Raw genomic sequence first — 18,056 nt, 5'->3', positions numbered from 1 at the left:
CCGGACCGCATTCCTTTTGGTTTGACGGTTCGGTCTGCTCACACGTTTCCGGAGGAACCAACCGGAGAATTTAACCATGGCGCTACCTGAATTCACCATGCGTCAGCTGCTTGAGGCTGGCGTTCATTTCGGTCATCAATCGCACCGCTGGAATCCGAAGATGGCGGAGTACATTTTCGGTGCGCGTAACAACATCCATATCATCGACCTCGCGCAGACCGTGCCGATGCTGCACCGCGCGTTGCAGGCCGTCAGCGATACCGTCGCCAAGGGTGGCCGCATCCTGTTCGTCGGCACCAAGCGGCAGGCGCAGGACGGCGTCGCCGAGTCGGCGAAGCGCTCGGCGCAATATTTCGTCAATTCGCGATGGCTGGGCGGCACGCTGACCAATTGGAAAACGATCTCCGGTTCGATCAAGCGGTTGCGCCATCTCGACGAGGTGCTCAATTCCGGCGATGCCAATGCCTACACCAAGAAGGAACGGCTGACGCTGCAGCGCGAGCGCGACAAGCTCGATCGTTCGCTCGGCGGTATCAAGGACATGGGCGGTCTCCCCGATTTGATCTTCGTGATCGATACCAACAAGGAAGACATTGCGATCCAGGAAGCCCAGCGGCTGAACATTCCGGTCGCGGCGATCGTGGACACCAACTGCGATCCGAAAGGCATCACGTATATCGTGCCCGGTAACGACGATGCGGGCCGCGCCATCAGCCTGTATTGCGACCTCATTGCCCGTGCGGCAATCGACGGCATTTCGCGGGCTCAGGGTGATTCCGGCATCGACGTCGGCGCCTCTGTTGCGCCGGTGCAGGAACAGCTTCCGGATGCCGCGCAGCCTGCCGGCTTCCAGGGGCTCGCCGGGCCGCGAGGCGTCGCCGACGATCTCAAGAAACTCACGGGCGTCTCAGGGGCGATAGAGAAAAAATTCAACGATCTCGGCATCTTTCACTATTGGCAGCTTGCCGAGCTCGATCACGATACCGCGCACAGGATTGGCGAAGAAGTTGGCCTTCCAAGCCGGGCCGACGGCTGGGTTGCCCAGGCTAAGGCAATGACCGCCGAGGCCGAATAACGTGACGCGCGGGCGGTGTTGCGGCCGGCCGCTTCACACCTGATTTTCTGACTCGATCCCTGAATAGAGGTGGCGGGGGCAGTAAAGCCGTACCGCAATCTCCCGACAGGAAAAGGATACTACAGCAATGACGACAATCACCGCGGCGATGGTCAAGGAGCTGCGCGAAACCACTGGCGTCGGCATGATGGATTGCAAGCAGGCGTTGACCGAAAACAACGGTGACATACAGGCTGCGATTGACTGGCTGCGCAAGAAGGGACTTTCCAAGGCTGCCAAAAAGGCGGGGCGTGTGGCAGCCGAGGGCCTGATCGGGGTCGTCACCAGCGGCAACAAGGGTGTCGTCGTTGAAGTCAATTCGGAAACCGACTTCGTTGCGCGCAATGAGCAGTTTCAAGGATTGGTCAAAATGGTGGCGCAGGTCGCCCTTAGCGTCGGCGCCAATGTCGAGGTGATCAAGGCCGCCAAGGTTGGTAACGCCACCGTGGAGACGGCGATCTCGGATGCCATCGCTACCATCGGCGAGAACATGACGTTGCGTCGCGCGGATTCGCTGGAGGTCGCCAAGGGGGTCGTCGCGAGCTATGTCCACAATGCCGTGATCGACGGTGCAGGCAAATTGGGGGTGATCGTCGCGCTTGAGTCCGCCGGCAATGCCGACGAGCTCGCAGCGCTTGGCCGCCAGATTGCGATGCATGTCGCGTCCACGAATCCGCTGGCCATCGATCCCTCGGGAGTCGACCCGGATGTTGTCACGCGCGAGAAGGACGTCCTCGCTGACAAGTTTCGGCAACAAGGCAAGCCGGAAGCGATGATCGAGAAGATCACCGAGTCCGGCCTGAAGACCTTTTTCAAGGAACAGACGTTGCTGGAACAGCCGTTTATCTTCGACGACAAGAAGAGTGTTGGCCAGGCGCTCAAGGAAGCCGAGGGCAGGGTTGGGGCGCCCGTGAAGATTACAGGCTTTGTGCGCTATGCTCTCGGCGAGGGAATCGAGAAGGCCGATTCCGATTTTGCGGCCGAGGTTGCGGCGGCGGCCGGACAGGGCTGACGCCGGATCTGAGGCGGGACAGTCTGACTCGCGACGGAGCTAACGCATCATGGATCAGCCGGCCTACCGTCGTGTTGTCGTGAAGCTGTCGGGGGAATATCTGGCGGGTTCGCAATCTTTCGGCATCGATCAGCCCACCATCGATCGTATCGCCGGCGATCTGACCGCGGCCCGCGCGCTGGGAGCTGAAATCGCGGTCGTTGTCGGCGGAGGAAACATATTCCGGGGCGTCGAGGTATCGTCCCGCGGCGTCTCGCGTCCGACCGGCGATACGATGGGAATGCTTGCAACCGTCATGAATTGCCTGGCGCTCGAGGCCGCCCTCGAACGCCGCGGGCAGTCGGCGCGCGCTCTCTCTTCGTTTGTAATGCCCGAAGTCTGTGAGCTCTTCACCCGCCGTGCGGCGCACAAATATCTTGCAGAGAACCGAATTGTTTTGCTCGCGGGCGGAACCGGCAATCCTTATTTCACGACCGATACGACGGCGGTGCTTCGTGCCGCCGAGATCGGCGCGCAAGCCGTGCTCAAGGCGACCAACGTGGATGGCGTATATAGTGCCGATCCGAAGAAGGACCCGTCGGCGAAACGGTTCGAACGGTTAAGTCACTCGCAGGCGCTCGAAGGCGGCTATAAGGTCATGGATGCGACGGCTTTCGCGCTTGCTCGCGAGACGTCGCTGCCTATCATTGTGTTCTCGATCGCCGAACCGGATTCTATCGGCGCTATCCTGAGGGGGACCGGCCGCGGGACGATCGTCGCAAGTTGATCCGTGGCGTCGGATCGGATGTAGTTCAGGCAAGTTCCAGATGGAGGGCACATGGCGTCGGAAAACTTCGATATCGGCGACTTGAAGCGGCGAATGCAGGGAGCGATACAGTCCCTCAAACATGAACTGGGAGGCTTGCGGACCGGTCGGGCGTCGGCGTCAATGCTCGACCCGGTGCAAGTCGATGCCTATGGCAGCCACATGCCGTTGAATCAGGTTGCAACGATCAGTGTCCCCGAGCCACGCCTGCTGTCGGTACAGGTATGGGACAGATCGATGGTGAAGGCTGTCGAGAAGGCGATCGTCGATTCTAACCTCGGACTGAGTCCGGCTACCGAGGGACAGGTATTGCGACTGCGTATCCCCGAACTTAACGAAGAGCGGCGCAAGGAATTGGTAAAGGTCGCGCACAAATATGCGGAGGCGGCCAAGGTGGCGGCTCGTCATGTTCGCCGCGATGGCTTGGATACGCTCAAGAAGCTCGAGAAGAATCACGAGATTTCCGAGGACGACGAGAAGCGCCTGGCGAACGATGTTCAGAAGGCTACGGACGGCGTAATCTCCGAAATCGATCAGTTGCTGGCGGGCAAGGAAAAGGAAATCCTTACCGTTTAGCTGGATTGGACTGGCCTGATGTCGAATGCTGTTGCGCCTGCAATCGAGGGATCGGACCAATCCGATACACCGTTGCACGTTGCGATCATCATGGATGGCAACGGCCGTTGGGCGGCCGCTCGAGGATTGCCGCGCGCGGAGGGTCATCGCCGCGGCGTCGAGGCGTTGAGGCGCGTGGTCCGTGCTGCAAGCGAATTGAACATCCTTTATCTGACCATTTTTTCATTCAGCTCCGAGAACTGGTCGCGGCCTCCGAGCGAGATCGGCGATCTCTTCGGCTTGCTGCGAAGGTTCGTCCGTAATGATCTGGCAACGCTGCACCGCGACGGAGTGCGGGTGCGAGTTATCGGCGAGCGTGCCGGGTTGGAGCCAGATATCTGCGCGCTGCTGACAGAGGCCGAGGACCTGACGAAGAACAACAACCGGCTTAATCTTGTCGTTGCATTCAACTATGGTTCGCGACAGGAAATTGCGAAAGCCGCCCAGCGTCTTGCTCGTGAAGTCGCTGACGGCAAGCGCGACCCGGCCACGGTCGACGCCGATACGCTGGGTCGATATCTCGACGCGCCGGACATTCCCGATCCTGACTTGATCATTCGCACGAGCGGCGAGCAGCGGCTGTCGAATTTTCTGATGTGGCAAGCAGCTTACAGTGAGTTTGTATTCGTCCCGATTCACTGGCCGGATTTCGACAGAACGGCGCTCGAAGGCGCGATCGCCGAATATGCCAGACGCGAACGACGCTTTGGCGGGCTGGCTGCGAAAGCCGGATCGTGATCATAGCTTTTCGAGCGAAGTGGTTATCGGTCGCGTGAAGAAGCACGCCAATCAAAATCGTAGAGTCCGCATGATCCATCAGAAGCGGAAAGATTCTAGAACTATAAGATGTTAGTTTGCCTTTGATTCCGAAGTTCGTATCAAAGGTTGCTAGCTACGGACATTCGAACTTGGACTCGGGACATTAGCGTGAATCAGGATCAACTCGCGCCGGTTGCTGAAAGCGGATCGCGAAATCTCCGGACGCGTATCATTGCGGCATTGGTGCTTGCGCCAGCTGCGATTGCGATCGCATGGGCTGGCGGACCGCTATGGATAGGTCTTGTGACCCTCGCGGCCATCGGCATGTACGTCGAATGGCTGACGATCGTCGGCACCGCGCAGGAAAGGCGGACGGTGGCCGCGGGGAGCGCTGCCCTCGTTGTCTCCAGCCTGTGCCTGGCGCTCGGATACGGCGCATTTTCGCTGATTGTTCTCCTGATCGGCGCCGCGGCGGTCGCAGTGATGTCGCAACAGTTGCGGCTCTGGTCAGTCGCTGGATTCTGTTATGCGGCGGCTGCCGCATTTGCGGCGGTTCAGGTTCGCCTCGATGGCGAATACGGATTTGTCGCGTTGATGTTTGTGCTCCTGGTGGTGTGGGTGACGGACATCGGGGGATACTTCGCCGGCCGCGGAATCGGCGGACCCAAATTGTGGCCTCGCGTCAGTCCGAAGAAGACGTGGGCGGGTGCGGCAGGCGGTTTCGTCGCGAGCCTTGCAGTTGCCGCGGGATTTTCGGCTTTTGGTTTTGGAAATCTGACGTCTTTGCTTTTCCTTGGGGCGGTTCTGTCAATCGTGTCGCAATCGGGCGATTTGTTTGAATCTGCGGTCAAAAGGCGATTCGGGGTCAAGGATTCCAGTCAGATCATTCCCGGTCACGGCGGCTTGCTCGATCGTCTCGACGGCTTTGTCGCGGCGATCGTGTTCGCCATGTTTTTCGGATTTCTGCTTGGCGATGCCAATGGCATCGGTCACGCTCTTATGGGTTGGTGAGGTATGAGTGCTGTTCCGTTGAAAAACGACAAGCCGGTTGAGGCTGGCGTCAGGACCGTGACGGTTCTGGGAGCGACCGGATCGATCGGCGACAGCACCATGGATTTGTTGCGCGGCGCGCCCGGCCGCTATCGGGTCGAGGCCCTAACCGCGAACTCCAATGTTGAAGGCCTTGCCAAGCTGGCGCGCGAATTCGACGCGCGGTTTGTGGCGGTCGCGGATACCGCTCGCTTTGGCGAATTAAAGGATGCGCTTGCTGGTAGCGGTATCGAGTGTGGTGTCGGCGAAAGCGCGATCATCGAGGCCGCTTCGCGTCCAGCCGACTGGCTGATGGCCGCGGTGAGCGGCGCGGCTGGACTGAAGCCCGCGCTTGCAGCCGTCGACCGAGGGACGACGATTGCGCTTGCGAACAAGGAATGCCTGGTCTGCGCCGGCGATTTCTTCATGCAGCGCGCCGCGAAGGCGGGAGCTTGCATCCTGCCAGCGGACTCCGAACACAATGCCCTGTTTCAGGCTCTGAGTTCGGGAAATCGCGATGAACTCACGCGCGTTATCATCACCGCGTCAGGAGGACCGTTTCGCACCTGGGCGGCGGCTGACATCGAGAAGGCGACGTTGGCGCAGGCGTTGAAGCACCCGAACTGGAGCATGGGACAGAAGATCACCATCGATTCAGCGTCGATGATGAACAAGGGGCTCGAAGTCATCGAGGCCGCCTGTCTGTTTGCGCTGACGCCGGACGAGATCGACGTCCTGGTTCACCCGCAATCGATCGTCCACGGCATGGTCGAATTCTCAGACCGATCCGTTGTCGCTCAACTCGGCACCCCCGATATGCGCACGCCGATCGCGCATTGCCTCGGCTGGCCGGAACGCATTGCGGGACCGGCGGCGAAGCTCGATCTCGCTAAAATCGGACAACTGACTTTCGAGGCGCCGGATTTCGCCCGTTTTCCCGCTTTGCGGCTTGCTTATGATGCGCTGCGGACCGGAAATGGCGCAACCACGGTCTACAACGCCGCAAACGAGATTGCCGTTGCGGCGTTTATCGCAGAGAAGATCAGGTTCGGCGCCATCGCACGTCTGGTCGAAGCCACCATGAATGGCTGGGTCCGGGCAGGAAATCTCGCGCCCTTGGCATCGGCTGATGACGCCATCGCCGTTGACCATAACGCGCGAAATATGGCTGCTTCGCTATTGCCTCAAATTGCCGCAAAGGCATTTTAGGCGTGGACGGAACAGGGCCACCGGCCCTGGACGAGGGAAACGGAATGGCCGATTTTTTTCTTAATAGTTTCAGTATGTTAAGTTCAGGTTTGATTGGCTACATCGTTCCGTTCCTGTTTGTCCTCACTATCGTTGTTTTCTTTCACGAACTTGGCCACTTTCTCGTAGCGCGCTGGGCGGGCGTGAAGGTGCTGACGTTTTCCGTAGGCTTCGGCCCTGAGCTGGCGGGCTTCAACGACAGGTACGGAACGCGCTGGAAGCTCTCCGCGATTCCCCTGGGCGGATACGTCAGGTTCTTTGGCGATGATTCCGAAGCCAGCAATCCCTCGAACGCGACCCTTGCCTCCATGACGGCGGAGGAGCGCGAGAGCAGCTTTCATCACAAGAACGTTGGTCCGCGCGCCGCGATCGTTGCTGCCGGCCCCATCGCCAACTTTATCCTCGCGATTGTTATTTTCGCTGGCCTGTTGATGTTTCTCGGTAAGCCCAGCACGACAGCTCGCGTAGACGGGATACAGCCCGGCAGCGCTGCTGAAGCCGCCGGTTTCAAGGCCGGCGATATCGTGGCCGCGATCAATGGCGGTAAGATCGACAGCTTTTCTGACATGCAGCGGATCGTCGGCACCAGTGCCGGCGAGACGCTGACATTCGCAGTGAAGCGAGGCGATTCCATCATTGATCTCAAAGGAGTGCCGGAGCTCAAGGAGATCAAGGACCGGTTCGGAAACATTTACCGGATCGGCGTTCTCGGAATTACGCGCGCGACGTCGCCAGGGGACGTCACCAGGGAATATGTGAACCCGGCGGTGGCACTATGGTTGGGAGTTAAGGAAACCTGGTTCGTGGTTGACCGCACGATGGCTTATATCGGCGGGATTTTTACCGGGCGCGAGGCCGCCGACCAGGTTGGAGGACCGCTGCGGATTGCTCAGATTTCCGGGCAGGTAGCCACGATCGGCTTCGCTGAGTTGATCCATCTTGCCGCCGTTCTTTCCGTATCGATTGGACTGCTGAACCTGTTTCCGGTTCCGTTGCTGGATGGCGGGCACCTTTTGTTTTACGCGGCGGAAGCCGTGCGAGGTCGGCCGATATCCGAGCGTGCGCAAGAAGTGGGTTTTCGAATCGGGTTGGGTCTGGTGTTGATGTTAATGGTTTTCGCCACCTACAACGATATTCTGCATCTGGCTGGATCGTGAGTCGTTCGCTCCAGGGCGGGATGAGGAAAAATTCTTCGCGATTTTCCGTCCGCACGCCGCTCTAAAATTTCTTGGAATCGATCACGTTCGATTCTGGCTGAGGCTTAGTCCAGGATCGTCGTGATTCGGGCGTGACTTATGGGCAACGTCTTGGAATTAAATTAGAATTGCACTGCGAATGGCCGTTTGCCACTGAAGGAAAATTGGCTACAAACAGCGCGAATGGGAATCTGCCGCCTGAGGGGGAACTGGGCGGCATCAGAATTGATAAGGGCGCGTTGCGCATGAATGTTGGAATGCGAGTGTTAAGGGGGACATTGCTCGCCGCCCTGATTTTCATTGGCGTGCCGGTCGCCGCTGTGATGACCGTCCCACTCGCGTCGTCTCCCGCTGCCGCCCAGACGTTGTCGTCGATTTCCGTCCAGGGGAACCGCCGCGTCGAGTTGGATACGATCCGTTCCTATTTCAAGCCGGATGCCAGCGGGCGCCTTGACCAGGCCAGCATCGATGACGCCTTGAAAGCGCTGATCGAAACCGGCCTGTTTCAGGATGTCAGTATCAACCGGGTGGGGAACGGGCTGGTGGTCTCGGTCGTCGAGAATCCGGTCATCAACCGGGTTGCCTTCGAGGGCAACAAGAAGGTGAAGGACGACCAACTGAAGTCGGAAATCCAGTCCAAGCCGCGCGGTACGTTTTCCCGGCCGATGGTTCAGTCTGACGTCCGGCGAATCGTCGAAATCTATCGCCATTCCGGCCGCTACGATGTGCACGTCACCCCCGAGTTCATTGAACAGCCCAACAATCGCGTCGATCTCATTTTCACAATCGCTGAAGGAGACAAGACCGGCATCGCCTCGATCGAGTTTATCGGCAACCAAGCCTTTTCGTCCTACCGGCTGAAGGACGTCATCAAGACGCACGAATCGAACTTCCTCAGCTTCCTCGGCGGAGGGGACACGTATGATCCCGACCGCGTCGAGGCCGACCGCGACTTGCTGCGCCGCTATTATCTGAAGCATGGCTATGCCGATGTTCAGATTATCGCTGCCCTGACCGAATACGATCCCGGTCGCCACGGTTTCCTCGTGACCTTCAAGATTGACGAAGGCCAGCAGTACCGGGTCGGATCGGTGGCGTTTGAGTCGTCGATTCCGACATTCGACGGAAATTCGATGCGCAGTTTTTCTCGTGTCCACGTCGGATCGCTCTACAACGCCGAAGCACTGGAGAAGTCTGTCGAGGAGATGCAAGTCGAAGCGTCTCGGCGCGGGTATGCTTTCGCCGTCGTGCGTCCGCGAGGCGATCGCAACTTCGATGCCCATACCGTCTCAATCGTATTCGCGATCGACGAGGGTCCGCGAACCTATATCGAGCGCATTAACGTCAGGGGCAACACACGGACCCGAGACTATGTGATCCGGCGTGAGTTCGATATTTCGGAGGGCGATGCCTACAATAGGTCGCTGGTGGATCGTGCGGAGCGCCGCCTGAAAAATCTCGACTTCTTCAAGACGGTCAAGATCACGACTGAGCCCGGCTCTTCAAGTGACCGCGTGATTCTTGATGTCGAGGTCGAAGACAAATCAACCGGCGACTTCTCGGTGTCCGGCGGCTTTTCCACGACCCAAGGAGCGCTTGCGGAAGTCAGCGTCTCCGAGCGCAATCTGCTCGGCCGCGGTCTGTATGCGAAAGCTTCGGTCCAATACGGGCAGTGGGCGAGGGGATACTCGCTGTCGTTTGTCGAGCCGTTCCTGTTGGACTATCGCGTCGCGCTCGGGCTCGACCTTTACCAGCGCGAACAACTCGCCAACCAATGGATTTCCTATAACATGAAGACGCTCGGATTCAGCCCGCGGCTAGGCTTCGGCCTGCGGGAGGATCTGACGCTGCAACTGCGTTATTCGATCTTCCAGCAGGAGATCGGCCTGCCGAGCGCTCTGCGGAACTGTAACAACAACTTCGGCGATCCGAACTACAATCCCTCGCCAGCGTTCATGAATGCCAATGGAGTGTGGGATGGTTCGAGCCTCGGCTGCTACTCCGATGGCGAGGCCTCTTTGCCGATCCGCCGGGAGCTGGAGCGCGGCCGGACGCTGACCTCGATGCTCGGCTACACGCTGACCTACAACACCCTCGATAACAATAAGAACCCAACCACTGGTCTGCTGATCGATTTTAGGCAGGATTTTGCCGGCATCGGCGGCGACGTCAAATACCTGAAGACGGCGCTCGACGCGAAGTACTATCAACCACTGGTCTCCGACATTGTCGGGCTGATCCATCTGCAAGGCGGTATTCTGAACAATGTCGGCGCTTATGCCGGACAGAACGGAATTCGCATGCTGGATAACTTCCAGATGGGACCAAATCTGGTGCGAGGCTTCGCGCCGTACGGCATTGGTCCGCGCGATATCAATTTCCTGAGCACGAGGGATGCTTTGGGCGGCACCAAGTACTGGGGCGCGTCGGTCGAGTTGCAGATGCCGTTCTGGTTCATGCCGAAGGAAGTGGGCTTGAAGGGCGCCGTTTACGCGGATGCCGGCTCGCTCTGGGGCTACCAGGGACCGACGTCGTACGCACTGACCAATGAATTCAATGCGCCCGGCTGTGTGCGAAGCACGTCGAGCACCAGTCCAGGTACCTGCGCGGGTCTTCAATTTGACGACACCAATGTGATCCGAAGCTCGGTCGGCGTCGGCTTGATCTGGCAGTCTCCGTTTGGTCCGCTTCGCTTCGACTACGCCGTGCCGATCACGAAGGGCCAGTACGACCGCGTGCAGGAGTTCAGGTTTGGCGGCGGAACCACGTTCTGAGCGTGACCACTGCGCGAACCGCGACGGATGGAATGACGCAACCGGCATTCTTTAAGCGGCCGCGGCCGCTGACTTTGGCGGAGATAGCCTCATCGACGGGAGCGCAGTTGGTCGATGCGTCCCGGAGCGACCTTCGGATTGTCGGCTTGGCCTCGCTCGATCAGGCCGGCCCCATGCATCTCGCGTTTTTTGACAACCACAAATATACCGCGCAACTTGCGGCGACGAAGGCGGGCGCCTGTCTGGTAGGTCCGCGTTTCGAAGCTGATGTTCCGGCTCATGTGGCGGTTCTGCGCTCGAAAGCTCCGTTTCGTGCGTTCGTAAGCATCGCTCGTGATTTTCATGACGATGTGTTGCGACCGCAGTCCTGGTTTGATAACGCGGCTATCGCTGAATCCGCCGTCATACATCCGTCTGCGCATCTCGAAGACGAAGTCGTGATCGATCCGTTGGCGGTGATCGGTCCGGAAGCGCAGATAGGAGCTGGTTCGGTTATCGGTTCTGGTGCTGTGATTGGCCCAGGCGTCCGGATAGGCAGAAACTGCAACGTCGGTGCAGGAACGACGATTCAAGCTGCCTTTATCGGCAACAATGTTCTCATTCACCCGGGCTGCCATATCGGGCAGGACGGCTACGGTTTCATTTTCTTTGGCTCGGAAGGTCATGTGAAAGTCCCGCAGACCGGACGTGTGCTGATCCAGAACGATGTCGAAATCGGTGCGGGTACGACCATTGATCGCGGCAGCCTGCGCGACACCGTTATCGGAGAGGGGACAAAAATCGATAATCAAGTTCAGATCGGACACAATGTGACGATCGGCCGGCGCTGCCTGCTGGCGGCGCAGATCGGCCTGGCGGGCAGCCTGACGATCGGCGACAACGTGGCGCTGGGCGCCAAGGTCGGGATCAACAACCACCTTCACATCGGTGACGGCGCGCAGGTCACTGCCATGAGCGGGGTCAAGGACGATATCCCCCCGAACGGTCGCTGGGGCGGCTATTTCGCGAAACCGACCAAGCAATGGTACCGTGAACTTTTTGCAGTGGAGCGCCTGGCGCGCAATAGTGCTCCTAATGCCGGATCGGCCAAAGCCGCTCCGAAGGATTGAATTACCGAATGAAGGATCGAGGTGCTGAGTAATGGAGTCGCCGGTCAGGTTCGAGCATGTGGACATTGCCACCATTCTCAAGACCCTTCCTCATCGTTATCCGTTTTTGCTGATCGACCGGGTTCTCAATATTCGGGCCGACCATAGCGGGATCGGCGTGAAGAACGTCACGGTCAATGAGCCTGCGTTCCAGGGCCATTTTCCGGAACGACCGGTATATCCGGGAGTGCTTATGATCGAGGGGATGGCGCAGACGGCGGGCGTCATCGGCATCATGTCGGTGGAGGGCACGGAAAAGCCGCGCGCGGTTTATTTTCTGACGATCGATAAATGCAAGTTTCGCAAACCAGTCATGCCCGGCGATATTGTCGAGTATCACATGCGCAGCATCGGGCGCCGCAAGACGATGTGGTGGTTTCACGGCGATGCCAAGGTGAACGGCGTGATCGTCGCCGAAGCCGATGTCGGCGCGATGCTGACCGACTGATGAGCAGGATCGATCCTACCGCCCGGATTGAAGCTGGCGCCGTGATCGGAGAATCGACCGAGATCGGGCCGTTCTGCATGGTTGGTCCCCATGTTGTCCTCGGTCCGAACTGCCGCCTGATCTCGCATGTGTCCATCACGGGACACACAACTATCGGGGCCAACTGCACGATCTATCCGTTCGCGGCGCTTGGTGGCGCGCCGCAGGATATGGGTTATGGGAACGAGCCGACGCGCCTTGAGATTGGCGATGGCTGCACGATCCGTGAAAGTGTGACGATGAACGTCGGCACACCCAAGGATGTCGGCGTTACACGCATCGGCGCGCGTGGGTTCTTCATGAGTTACAGCCATGTCGGCCACGACTGCCAGGTCGGCGATGACGTGATTTTTGCCAATTCGGCAACGCTGGGCGGACACTGCAAAGTCGGGGATTTCGTCTATATCGGCGGTCTTTCTGCCGTGCATCAATTCGCACGTATCGGCAGGCAGGCTATGATCGGCGGCCTCACGGGCATCCGTGGCGATGTTATTCCCTACGGCTTCGTCAATGGCCAGCATGGGCATCTTGAGGGCCTTAACGTTGTCGGCATGAGACGCCGCAAGTTTACCCGCGAGCGTCTCGTCAAGGTCAGGTCGTTCTATCAGGAACTGTTTTACGGGCCGGGTCTCTTTGCAGACCGTCTCCAGCGTGTCCAATCACATGCGTCAGACGATCCTGCTATTGCGGAGATACTGACGTTTATTGGCGAGGATAAGCATCGTCCTCTCTGTCTGCCGGAGGGCGGCGCAAACAAATCCGCATAGCGGAGCCGGCGTGTTAGTCATGACTGATCGTGTTTCGGGTATTTCCTCGCCGATCGGCTTGATCGCCGGCGGCGGAGTGTTGCCGTTCGCGGTTGCCGATTCGCTAACCGCGCGAGGTCTCAAACCCGTCTTTTTCGCGTTGAAGGGCGTATGCGACCCGGAAAAGGTATCGCATTTCACACATCACTGGATCGCGGTCGGCCAGATCGGAAAAGTTGTGCGGCTGTTGCGCGCGGAAAACTGCCGAGATCTGATTTTCATCGGGACGCTGGTTCGCCCGGCGCTGTCGGAGATTCGCCTGGACTGGGGAACCGTTCGGGTAATGGGACACGTTTTGGCGGCGTTTCGGGGTGGCGATGACCATTTGCTGTCGGGGATCGGTCGCATTCTGGAACGCGACGGGTTTCGAATGGTGGGGATCAAGGACATCGCGCCGGATCTGCTGATGCCTGCCGGATGCTTGACCCGGAAAACGCCGGATCAATCCGCGGCCAGTGACATAGCCAAGGGGTTGGACATGCTGCGCGCCCTCAGTCCCTTCGACGTCGGGCAGGCTGTCGTTGTAATCGACGGCCATGTGGTCGGCGTGGAGGGAATCGAAGGAACGGACGCGCTTTTGGCTCGTATCGCCCAACTGCGTGCCGACGGACGAATCCGTGCCAAGACCCAGCGGGGCGTGCTCGTAAAGGCACCAAAGCAGGGACAGGACTTGCGCTACGACCTGCCGACGCTAGGTCCGCAAACCATCGAAAATGCGGCCGCCGCTGGGCTCGCCGGACTGGCCGTTGTCGCCGGGAATACGCTCGTCGCAGAACCACAGGCGCTGGTCGGCGAGGCGGACGCATCAAACCTGTTCGTTGTCGGGCTGTCTGCGTAATGGACAAGGCGTCAGCAGATCGCTCCCGAAAAATATTCCTCATTGCAACGGAAGAGTCCGGCGACCGCCTCGGCTCTAGCCTGATGAAAGCTTTGCGGCGGCGGCTCGGCGACACTGTGCGGTTCGAAGGCGTCGGCGGTCAGTCAATGGCGCGCGAAGGTCTCGTGTCGTTGTTCCCGATCGAAGATCTGTCGATTATGGGATTCGCGGCCGTGGTGAAGCAGCTTCCCATGATCCTACGGCGGATACGCGAGACAGCGGATGCCGTTATCGCGGCTGCGCCGGACATGCTCGTCATTATCGACAGTCCCGACTTCACCCACCGCGTGGCGCGACGCGTGCGCGCCCGGCGGCGCGGCTTGCCGATCGTGGATTACGTCTCCCCCTCGGTGTGGGCCTGGCGGCAAGGCCGGGCGCGGGCCATGCGTAGCTATGTTGATCACGTATTGGCGCTGCTGCCATTCGAACCGGAAGCGTATCGCAGGCTTGAAGGTCCGCCCTGCACCTATGTCGGCCATCCGCTACTTGAGCAGGTTGGAGTGCTGCGGCCGGACGCCCAGGAACGTCAGCGGCGCGATGCGGCAACCCCGACGCTTCTGGTATTGCCCGGGAGCCGGCGTAGTGAAATCCGCCATCACCTCTCTGTCTTCGGCGAGACCATTGAGGTGTTGCGGCAGAGCGCCCCCGAGATCGACGTAATTTTGCCCACGATGCCGCATCTCGTCGACGAGATCAAAACAGCCGTCGCGAACTGGTCGCGCCGGCCGAGGATCGTGGTCGGCGACGATGACAAGCGCGCCGCGTTTCGCGCGGCGCGCGCGGCACTCGCCAAGTCAGGCACCGTGACGCTCGAGCTTGCCTTGGCGGGCGTGCCAATGGTTGCTGCCTACAAAGGGGGGAGGGTGGAGGCGTGGATCGCGCAGCGCGTCGTTCGCGTATCATCGGTCATCTTGGCCAATCTCGTGATCGGTGAGAATGTCATCCCGGAATTCCTCCAGGAAAATTGTACAGCCCGAAATCTTGCATCGGCGCTGCGGGAGGTTCTGACGGATTCACCTATGCGGCAGTCTCAGCTTGAGGCTTTTGCCAAGCTCGACACGATCATGGCCACAGGACAGCGCTCGCCGAGCGAAGGCGCGGCCGAAATCGTGCTCGAAGTCATGCGGGAGTCGCGCGGACGGACATAGACGAGAAAGGTAAGAGACAGTTACGCGTGATTGGGTCCGACACAACGAGAGCCTTTTCGCTTCTAATGGAATCAGAAGCGGACCCTATGATTTTAATTTGTCCCGTTTTCTTCTTCACGCGAAGCGGTATCTTCCGCTCGAAACGCTATAGTTCCGCGACATTACCTGCGGTTGGCCATGTCGATGTAATCGCGCCGGGTCGCGCCGGTATACAGCTGCCGCGGGCGACCGATCTTCTGCTGCGGATCCTCGATCATCTCGCTCCACTGGCTGATCCAGCCGACGGTGCGCGCGACCGCGAACAGCACCGTGAACATCGAGGTCGGAAAGCCCATCGCTTTCAGAGTGAGGCCCGAATAAAAGTCGACGTTGGGATACAGTTTGCGATCGATAAAATATTCATCGTTCAGAGCGATCTTTTCGAGCTCCAGCGCTACTTTGAGCATGGGATCATTGCCATGACCCGTTTCGTTGAGCACCGCGTGACACATTTTTTGCATGATCTTCGCGCGGGGATCGTAGTTCTTGTAGACCCGATGTCCGAATCCCATCAGCCGGACATCGCTGTTCTTGTCCTTCACCCTGTCGATGAATTCCGGAATCCTGTCTACGGTTCCGATTTCAGAGAGCATGGTTAGCGCCGCCTCGTTGGCGCCGCCGTGTGCGGGTCCCCACAGGCAGGCGATGCCGGCAGCAATGCACGCGAATGGGTTCGAACCTGAGGAGCCTGCGATGCGCACGGTCGATGTCGATGCGTTCTGCTCGTGGTCAGCATGCAGAATGAAGATCTTGTCGAGCGCGTTCGCCAGAACAGGGTTGATGTTGTAGTCTTCGCACGGCACGGCGAAGCACATATAGAGGAAGTTTTCGGCAAAGCTCAGGGAGTTCTTCGGATAGATGAACGGCTGGCCGATCGTATATTTGTAGGCCATCGCAGCCAGCGTCGGCATTTTTGCGATCATGCGCATGGATGCGACCATGCGCTGCTTGGGATCGTTGATGTCAGTGGAGTCGTGATAAAAGGCGGCAAGCGCACCGACCGCAGCCACCATGACCGCCATGGGGTGAGCATCGCGGCGGAAGCTTTGGAAGAACCGCGTCATCTGCTCATGGACCATGGTGTGGTGGATGACACGCTTGTCGAAATCGTTCTTCTGCGACGTCGTGGGCAGCTCACCGTAGAGCAGCAGATAGCAGGTCTCGAGAAAATCGCCTTTTTCCGCGAGTTGCTCGATTGGATAACCACGATATTCGAGCACGCCTTCGTCACCATCGATATAGGTGATCTTGGATTGGCAGCTGCCGGTAGACGTGAATCCCGGGTCGTAAGTAAACAAGCCGGCCTGCGCGTAAAGCTTGGCGATGTCGATGACATCCGGTCCGACCGTACCACTCAGTACGGGGAACTCGTAACTCTTATTCTCGACCGTCAACGTTGCGGTTTTTGTGCTCGTTGCGTTCATCGTGAAGCCCCCCCGATGAGATCGTTGCGGATCGCCTGGTCTCTCGATGAGGAGACTAGTCGGCCATTACAAAAGCGCCGCGCAAAGGGGTATCGTATTGCTATGTGCACCGCAAGATCGCCAAAAAACCGGATGGTGGGCGTTACGGTGAACTTTGATCTCCAAGCCGGGCCAAACACGTCTCTTTTCCGAGTGTAGCGAGGACGTCGAATATGCCGGGCGATGTCGTGCGACCGGTCAACGCAATTCGAAGCGGCTGCGCGATAGCGCCGAGTTTGAGATTGTTCTGTTCGGCAAACGTCCGCATCGCGGCCTCGGTCGTTTCCGCGCTCCACGAAGTCACCGATTCAAGGACCGCGCGAAGCCTTCCGATCAGTGTGCGTATCTCCGGCGTCAGCAACGCGGCGGCTTTGGATTCCATCGTCAAAGGTCGATCTGCGAAGATAAATCGAGCGCCCTCGATCAATTCGATCAGGGTTTTGGCTCGTTCTTTGAGTCCCGGCATCGCGCGCAGGAGTTGCGCTCGTGTAACCTCGTTGAGTTTCGGCTTGATGTCCGGTCCGCGCGGAACGTAATCAAGCGCATTCTCGAACAGGGTCACCAGAGCACGATCGTCACAACTGCGAATGTAATGGCCGTTGAGGTTTTCGAGTTTGGCAAAGTCGAAGCGTGCAGCGGAGCGTCCAATAGCAGACAGATCGAACGCATCGATCATTTCCTGTGTGGAGAAGATCTCCTGATCGCCATGGCTCCAGCCGAGCCGAACCAGATAGTTGCGAAGTGCTATCGGTAAATATCCCATCGCGCGATAGGCATCGACTCCCAGGGCGCCGTGACGCTTGGAAAGCTTCGAGCCGTCGGGGCCATGGATAAGCGGAATGTGGGCCATTGTCGGGAGAGGCCATCCAAGGGTATCGTATATCTGCTTCTGGCGGGCTGCATTGATGAGGTGGTCGTCGCCGCGAATGATGTGTGTCACTCCCATGTCGCGGTCATCGACAACGACGGCGAGCATGTAGGTCGGCGTGCCATCGCCGCGCAGCAGCACGAGGTCATCGAGGTTTTCGTTCTGCCAGACAATGCGTCCCTGAACTTGATCCTCGATCACGGTTTCACCGGTCAGAGGCGCCTTGAGGCGAATGGTTGGCTTGACGCCTGGCGGTGCTTCGGACTCGTCGCGATCGCGCCAACGGCCGTCGTAAAGCTTGGCACGGCCTTCGGCCCGCGCCTTCTCGCGCATCTCGGACAGCTCTTCCGGCGTTGCATAACATCGGTATGCCTTGCCTTCGGCGAGCAACTGCTCAGCGATCTCGCGATGGCGCGCAACGCGGGAAAACTGGTACACGACTTCGTCGTCCCACTCGATACCCAGCCACTTCAGCCCGTCAAGGATCGCATCGATGGCCGCCGGCGTGGAACGCGCGCGATCGGTATCCTCGATCCGGAGCAGCATCTTGCCTCCGTGCTTGCGCGCATAGAGCCAATTAAAGAGCGCGGTCCGGCCGCCGCCGATGTGAAGAAAACCGGTCGGGGATGGCGCAAAGCGTGTAACGACGGGTGCTGTCATTTTTGGCG

The 18,056-nt window shown here is 59.0% G+C and carries 16 protein-coding genes; 14 read left to right on the top strand and 2 right to left on the bottom strand.

The genetic code is table 11. The features are described from left to right. Positions 1–76: 76 nt before the first annotated feature. The 14 genes from ACM561_RS09855 to lpxB all read left to right on the top strand — a co-directional run bounded on the left by ACM561_RS09855 (position 77) and on the right by lpxB (position 15,018). Positions 77–1,075, top strand: coding sequence for a 30S ribosomal protein S2 (locus ACM561_RS09855; protein WP_425904768.1), 999 nt, complete (start codon positions 77–79; stop codon positions 1,073–1,075). Between the two features lie 127 nt (positions 1,076–1,202). Continuing rightward, the gene (gene tsf, locus ACM561_RS09850; RefSeq protein WP_425904767.1) at positions 1,203–2,126 is read left to right on the top strand and encodes a translation elongation factor Ts; all 924 of its coding nucleotides are present in this window, start codon (positions 1,203–1,205) and stop codon (positions 2,124–2,126) included. Positions 2,127–2,175: 49 nt separating this feature from the next. Beyond that, positions 2,176–2,892: a UMP kinase gene (pyrH, locus tag ACM561_RS09845; RefSeq protein ID WP_079446655.1), complete on the top strand. Its 717-nt coding sequence runs from the start codon at positions 2,176–2,178 to the stop codon at positions 2,890–2,892. Between the two features lie 51 nt (positions 2,893–2,943). Further along, complete coding sequence (frr, locus tag ACM561_RS09840; RefSeq protein ID WP_425904764.1) at positions 2,944–3,507, top strand: ribosome recycling factor; 564 nt, start codon at positions 2,944–2,946, stop codon at positions 3,505–3,507. 18 nt (positions 3,508–3,525) lie between these two features. Then, complete coding sequence (locus tag ACM561_RS09835) at positions 3,526–4,284, top strand: isoprenyl transferase (RefSeq protein WP_079446653.1); 759 nt, start codon at positions 3,526–3,528, stop codon at positions 4,282–4,284. Positions 4,285–4,473: 189 nt separating this feature from the next. Continuing rightward, positions 4,474–5,316 carry a phosphatidate cytidylyltransferase gene (locus tag ACM561_RS09830; protein WP_425904762.1) on the top strand — a complete coding sequence of 281 codons (843 nt, stop codon included), beginning with the start codon at positions 4,474–4,476 and terminating at the stop codon, positions 5,314–5,316. A gap of 3 nt (positions 5,317–5,319) precedes the next feature. Further along, positions 5,320–6,543: a 1-deoxy-D-xylulose-5-phosphate reductoisomerase gene (gene dxr, locus ACM561_RS09825; protein ID WP_425904760.1), complete on the top strand. Its 1,224-nt coding sequence runs from the start codon at positions 5,320–5,322 to the stop codon at positions 6,541–6,543. A gap of 44 nt (positions 6,544–6,587) precedes the next feature. After that, a complete protein-coding gene (rseP, locus tag ACM561_RS09820; RefSeq protein ID WP_425904758.1) occupies positions 6,588–7,739 on the top strand; it encodes an RIP metalloprotease RseP in 1,152 nt (383 codons plus the stop codon). 284 nt (positions 7,740–8,023) lie between these two features. Then, complete coding sequence (gene bamA / locus ACM561_RS09815; protein WP_425909700.1) at positions 8,024–10,552, top strand: outer membrane protein assembly factor BamA; 2,529 nt, start codon at positions 8,024–8,026, stop codon at positions 10,550–10,552. A 32-nt stretch (positions 10,553–10,584) separates the two neighbouring features. After that, positions 10,585–11,661 (top strand): UDP-3-O-(3-hydroxymyristoyl)glucosamine N-acyltransferase, encoded by a 1,077-nt coding sequence (gene lpxD / locus ACM561_RS09810; protein ID WP_425904756.1) that lies wholly within the window; start codon positions 10,585–10,587, stop codon positions 11,659–11,661. A 31-nt stretch (positions 11,662–11,692) separates the two neighbouring features. Continuing rightward, on the top strand, positions 11,693–12,148 hold the full coding sequence (gene fabZ, locus ACM561_RS09805) for a 3-hydroxyacyl-ACP dehydratase FabZ (protein ID WP_425904755.1): 456 nt from the start codon (positions 11,693–11,695) through the stop codon (positions 12,146–12,148). After that, complete coding sequence (lpxA, locus tag ACM561_RS09800) at positions 12,148–12,954, top strand: acyl-ACP--UDP-N-acetylglucosamine O-acyltransferase (protein ID WP_425904754.1); 807 nt, start codon at positions 12,148–12,150, stop codon at positions 12,952–12,954. Before fabZ ends, lpxA begins: the two co-directional genes overlap by 1 nt. Before the next feature lie 19 nt (positions 12,955–12,973). Then, on the top strand, positions 12,974–13,831 hold the full coding sequence (locus tag ACM561_RS09795; protein ID WP_425904753.1) for an LpxI family protein: 858 nt from the start codon (positions 12,974–12,976) through the stop codon (positions 13,829–13,831). After that, entirely contained in the window at positions 13,831–15,018 is a 1,188-nt protein-coding gene (gene lpxB / locus ACM561_RS09790) for a lipid-A-disaccharide synthase (protein WP_425904751.1), read from the top strand. The genes ACM561_RS09795 and lpxB overlap by 1 nt, the downstream gene beginning before the upstream one ends. Before the next feature lie 161 nt (positions 15,019–15,179). Here the strand turns inward: lpxB and gltA are convergent, their stop codons facing one another. Both gltA and gltX read right to left on the bottom strand, forming a co-directional pair. After that, entirely contained in the window at positions 15,180–16,481 is a 1,302-nt protein-coding gene (gene gltA, locus ACM561_RS09785) for a citrate synthase (RefSeq protein WP_425904749.1), read from the bottom strand. Between the two features lie 142 nt (positions 16,482–16,623). Continuing rightward, a complete protein-coding gene (gene gltX / locus ACM561_RS09780; protein WP_425904747.1) occupies positions 16,624–18,048 on the bottom strand; it encodes a glutamate--tRNA ligase in 1,425 nt (474 codons plus the stop codon). Positions 18,049–18,056 lie beyond the last annotated feature (8 nt).

Origin of the sequence: Nitrobacter sp. TKz-YC02 (assembly GCF_049852135.1) — a bacterium.
GTDB classification, from domain to species: Bacteria; Pseudomonadota; Alphaproteobacteria; order Rhizobiales; family Xanthobacteraceae; genus Nitrobacter; species Nitrobacter vulgaris.
The sequence above is the reverse complement of the archived record's forward strand: the minus strand, read 5'-3'. Positions and strand labels throughout refer to the sequence as shown.

Bases quoted from the DNA above. Each gene is read 5' to 3' on its own strand.
- ACM561_RS09795 (WP_425904753.1), top strand. From the start codon at position 12,974: ATGACTGATCGTGTTTCGGGTATTTCCTCGCCGATCGGCTTGATCGCC.
- ACM561_RS09835 (WP_079446653.1), top strand. From the start codon at position 3,526: ATGTCGAATGCTGTTGCGCCTGCAATCGAGGGATCGGACCAATCCGAT.
- dxr (WP_425904760.1), top strand. From the start codon at position 5,320: ATGAGTGCTGTTCCGTTGAAAAACGACAAGCCGGTTGAGGCTGGCGTC.
- frr (WP_425904764.1), top strand. From the start codon at position 2,944: ATGGCGTCGGAAAACTTCGATATCGGCGACTTGAAGCGGCGAATGCAG.
- pyrH (WP_079446655.1), top strand. From the start codon at position 2,176: ATGGATCAGCCGGCCTACCGTCGTGTTGTCGTGAAGCTGTCGGGGGAA.
- lpxD (WP_425904756.1), top strand. From the start codon at position 10,585: ATGACGCAACCGGCATTCTTTAAGCGGCCGCGGCCGCTGACTTTGGCG.
- bamA (WP_425909700.1), top strand. From the start codon at position 8,024: ATGAATGTTGGAATGCGAGTGTTAAGGGGGACATTGCTCGCCGCCCTG.
- fabZ (WP_425904755.1), top strand. From the start codon at position 11,693: ATGGAGTCGCCGGTCAGGTTCGAGCATGTGGACATTGCCACCATTCTC.
- gltA (WP_425904749.1), bottom strand. From the start codon at position 16,481: ATGAACGCAACGAGCACAAAAACCGCAACGTTGACGGTCGAGAATAAG.
- lpxA (WP_425904754.1), top strand. From the start codon at position 12,148: ATGAGCAGGATCGATCCTACCGCCCGGATTGAAGCTGGCGCCGTGATC.
- tsf (WP_425904767.1), top strand. From the start codon at position 1,203: ATGACGACAATCACCGCGGCGATGGTCAAGGAGCTGCGCGAAACCACT.
- ACM561_RS09855 (WP_425904768.1), top strand. From the start codon at position 77: ATGGCGCTACCTGAATTCACCATGCGTCAGCTGCTTGAGGCTGGCGTT.
- rseP (WP_425904758.1), top strand. From the start codon at position 6,588: ATGGCCGATTTTTTTCTTAATAGTTTCAGTATGTTAAGTTCAGGTTTG.
- gltX (WP_425904747.1), bottom strand. From the start codon at position 18,048: ATGACAGCACCCGTCGTTACACGCTTTGCGCCATCCCCGACCGGTTTT.
- lpxB (WP_425904751.1), top strand. From the start codon at position 13,831: ATGGACAAGGCGTCAGCAGATCGCTCCCGAAAAATATTCCTCATTGCA.